At 49.2% G+C, this 3,326-nt stretch carries 1 protein-coding gene; it reads right to left on the bottom strand.

Annotation, left to right across the window (positions count from 1 at the left end):
* On the bottom strand, window positions 1–3,010 hold a 3,010-nt coding region (locus tag H151_RS16695; RefSeq protein ID WP_233354609.1), incomplete at its 3' end, for an RHS repeat domain-containing protein.
* Window positions 3,011–3,326: the final 316 nt, after the last annotated feature.

Raw genomic sequence — 3,326 nt, 5'->3', positions numbered from 1 at the left:
ACTGCAAGGTATCGCCATTTTGAACCGTGTAGACACCCCCGCCAGAGCCTTGATTATAGGAGTTGATCGGGCTGAGCCCCTGATCAAAGTCCGCATAGCTGGTCCCACTGGACGCGCCATTGCGGAAGGGGCCTTGACCCGGTGTTGTCTGGCGATCATTGATCGAGGCATTATAGCTTTGATCGCTACCGCCATTATTGCCCACCGCACCCATTTCTTTACCGCCATAGCGATACCAGAATTCTAAAGGCTGGCCGCCTGGAAGGTTGTCAACTTGTTCGCGGATCACGACCTGACCCGTAACATTGTTGATATAGTTCACGCTATAGGGTTTGCCGTCGAGCACAGAGGCGCTGGCCAACCAGGCTTGCCCGCCCATAAGGTGATAGGCCTGGCGGGTTTCATGGGTTTGGCCCTGGGCGCTATAGGTGATTTTGGTCTGCTTGGCGCTGTCATACCAATCAAACTCATACGTGGTTGTAGAGGTTGATTTCTGGACATTATTCTCTTTATGGATCGCGCTTTGAGAGAGTGCACTCCCAAGCGCATAGTTTGTGCCCGTGCCATAATCAAAGGTCGAAATTGTGGTACGCGTTTTATCGCTATGTCGGGTGAAGCTGGTGTCGTTGGTCAGTTGACCCTTGGTGTTAAAGGTCATTTTGCGATCTACTATGGTCAAGCCGGATGCATTTTTTTCAAGTTGGCTATTCATACGCCCCAGGGCGTCATAGCCATAGCTGACGCGGTCAGAATTATTGATCTTAACGCCTTTTAAGCGGCCATCCTTATCATAACTGTAGTCTTCGCGGGTATTGTCGCTTCCATTAATGACGAAAGCGCGTTGGCCTTCTGCGTCATAACCAATAATCGCGCCGGTTGACCCACGAACCAGACTGCCATTGACCAGAGCACCTTTTGAGAGTGTCACCCGATCAAGATGGTCGTAATCATACCAATAATTATGACTGCCAGAACCGGTAACATTGCCTTCGCTATCGAGCGTTTTGAAATTTGCCTGAGTATGGCGCACATTGCCGTTGAGATCATATTGATAACTGACCGAAGCCGCGGGCATTTCAAACTGAGTGCGCGTTGACTTATACCCTGCCTCAGACCATTGGGTCATGCGCCCAAGGGCATCAAATTGCGCACTGGAATTCACCAATACTTCTTCGTAGGGAACATTTTCTGTGAAATCAGTTAAGGCAACCCAACCAAAAATGATCTGATCATTTTGTACACCCAATTCTTCCCATGACCAGTTATCTTGGATGTGCATCCGGATTAAACCGGTTTCGCTCAAACGTTCACTGATCTGGTTGCCGACAATGTCGTAACTGTAAGCGGCAATGGTTTTGGCGTCGATGACGTTTTGCCAACGCTCAGTCCGTTCAAGATCTGACGTTGGATCACTTAAAGATTTTCCAGTATTGTCGCCAACATTGCGCAGAACTTGGGTGGAGCCGGTAAAAGCTTCGATTTGGCTGACACGATTGGTGTTGTAATAACTGTATTCAACATCACCATATTGGTTATTGAACCATGTGCTGTCGACATCCTTTAAGATAACGCGTCCGGCCCCATCATAACTCGTCGTGGTGATATGCCCACCGAGATCACTGCGATAAAATTCACGCTCGAACACATCTGTGCGCTCAACCATGGCTTTTCCATTGGCCATGGTGGTGGATTTCTCCCAATAAAGCTGTGAATTTAAACCAAAGCCAATGCTTCCGGCTTTTAGCGAATAGTGTGTTGTCGTTATATCGCCGCCGAAAGCTTTATGCCTAACCACACGGCCTTGGATATCGTAGTGAGTTTCTTCGGCATGCGTGGCGTCCTGACCCAGGCCAGCATTATTCCAGCGCTTGGTGCGCTGTCCAAGCTCATCATATTGATAATACTCAGTTAGGCTGTTTTCTGCTTGTGTGACACTGGCCAAGCGTCCTAACCTATCGAAGCTTTGTTGAGTTTGATAGCCGAGCTTATTGGTAATGCGAACGACTTCACCGAAATTGTTAAAGTGATTTGTCCGTGTGAAATTTTGAGCATCAGTCTCGCTTAGAATTTGCCCTTGAGAACCGTTATATCCGGTTCCCGCAAGATAGGCATAACTAGTACGGGCCCCTTTCGCGTTAACGTAACCGACTAATCGCCCAGAGGTGTCATAGTGGTAATACTCTTGAGGCGTCGATGCGGACGTCACGCCGGCGGCATTGGTATGGCTCGTACTGGGTAGCTGTTTTTCAACCATTCGGCCCATCGTATTATACATGTAGGTTATGGTGTGACCGGCGGCGTTAGTTTCTTTAGAGGCTTCGCCAAATGCATTGTATTCACGCAGTGTCGTGAGCATATCTTTTATGCCCTCAGCACGTTCGCGTTGTGGCTCAATGACTTTGATAGCCTGGCCGCGTTTGTCATAAACGGTAATGGTCGCGACGAGATCACTGACGAGTGTGCCCATCACCCCGCTGGCTCCCCCGAAGGCGCCAAGCGCCGCGCTGCGGCTGAGCGTAGACATATTGCGCCCGTCTGAAGCTATGGTCAGGGTCTGCTGACCTAGTGCATCATGATACACAAGATCATATATGCCATCGCCTTGATTGGTGCGGGTAACGCGCCCTGCCCGGTCGTATTCAAAGTTTTCGATGTTTACGCCATTGATGCCGCGCGCAACCACATCACCATAGGCGTTATACGTCATCTGCGTTTTGATGCTGCCGGTTGCAAGTGTGTATGGCCCGTTAAGGCTTGGCGCACTGAGCTGAGTTTGCTCGAGCAGTTGACCTGCAAGGTCATAATCATAGCCAATCGCTTCATAATGAAGGACCCCTGAGGTGTCCGTGCGACTATAGTCTTCGCGCGCAACCTGACCGGCGCTATTATAACGATAGGTGCGGCTATGGCCTAGAGCGTTGATTTCTTGATACAATCGACCGGCATCATCATAGAGGCGAGAGAAGGTGCGGTCGCCATCGCTGCCACCGTTCTGGGTCGTCGTCAGCACATTGCTAAAACCATCATAGGTGTATCTAATAATCGGTGTTGAAACTTCACCATTATTATTAATAAAACTTGCTTGATTTTCCTGGACTAATCGCCCTGTATCATCATAAGCAAAGCTTTGCCTCTCTCCCGTCGCCTCAGTTTTATCTGTAACGAGACCTAAAGCATTATATGCGTAAAGAATAACAGATTGCGCGTTAGATTGACCGTCAATTTTAACCCCTAATCTTTTTTCTTCAGTTCTTCGTCCCATTTTATCATAGACGAACTCAGTGATGCGGTCATCGCTGTGTGAGGAGACGTTTGGCGGCGTGCCC

Source organism: Woodsholea maritima DSM 17123, from assembly GCF_000382325.1.
In the GTDB taxonomy this organism is placed as follows: domain Bacteria; phylum Pseudomonadota; class Alphaproteobacteria; order Caulobacterales; family Maricaulaceae; genus Woodsholea; species Woodsholea maritima.
This window is presented reverse-complemented; position numbering and strand designations above follow the sequence as displayed.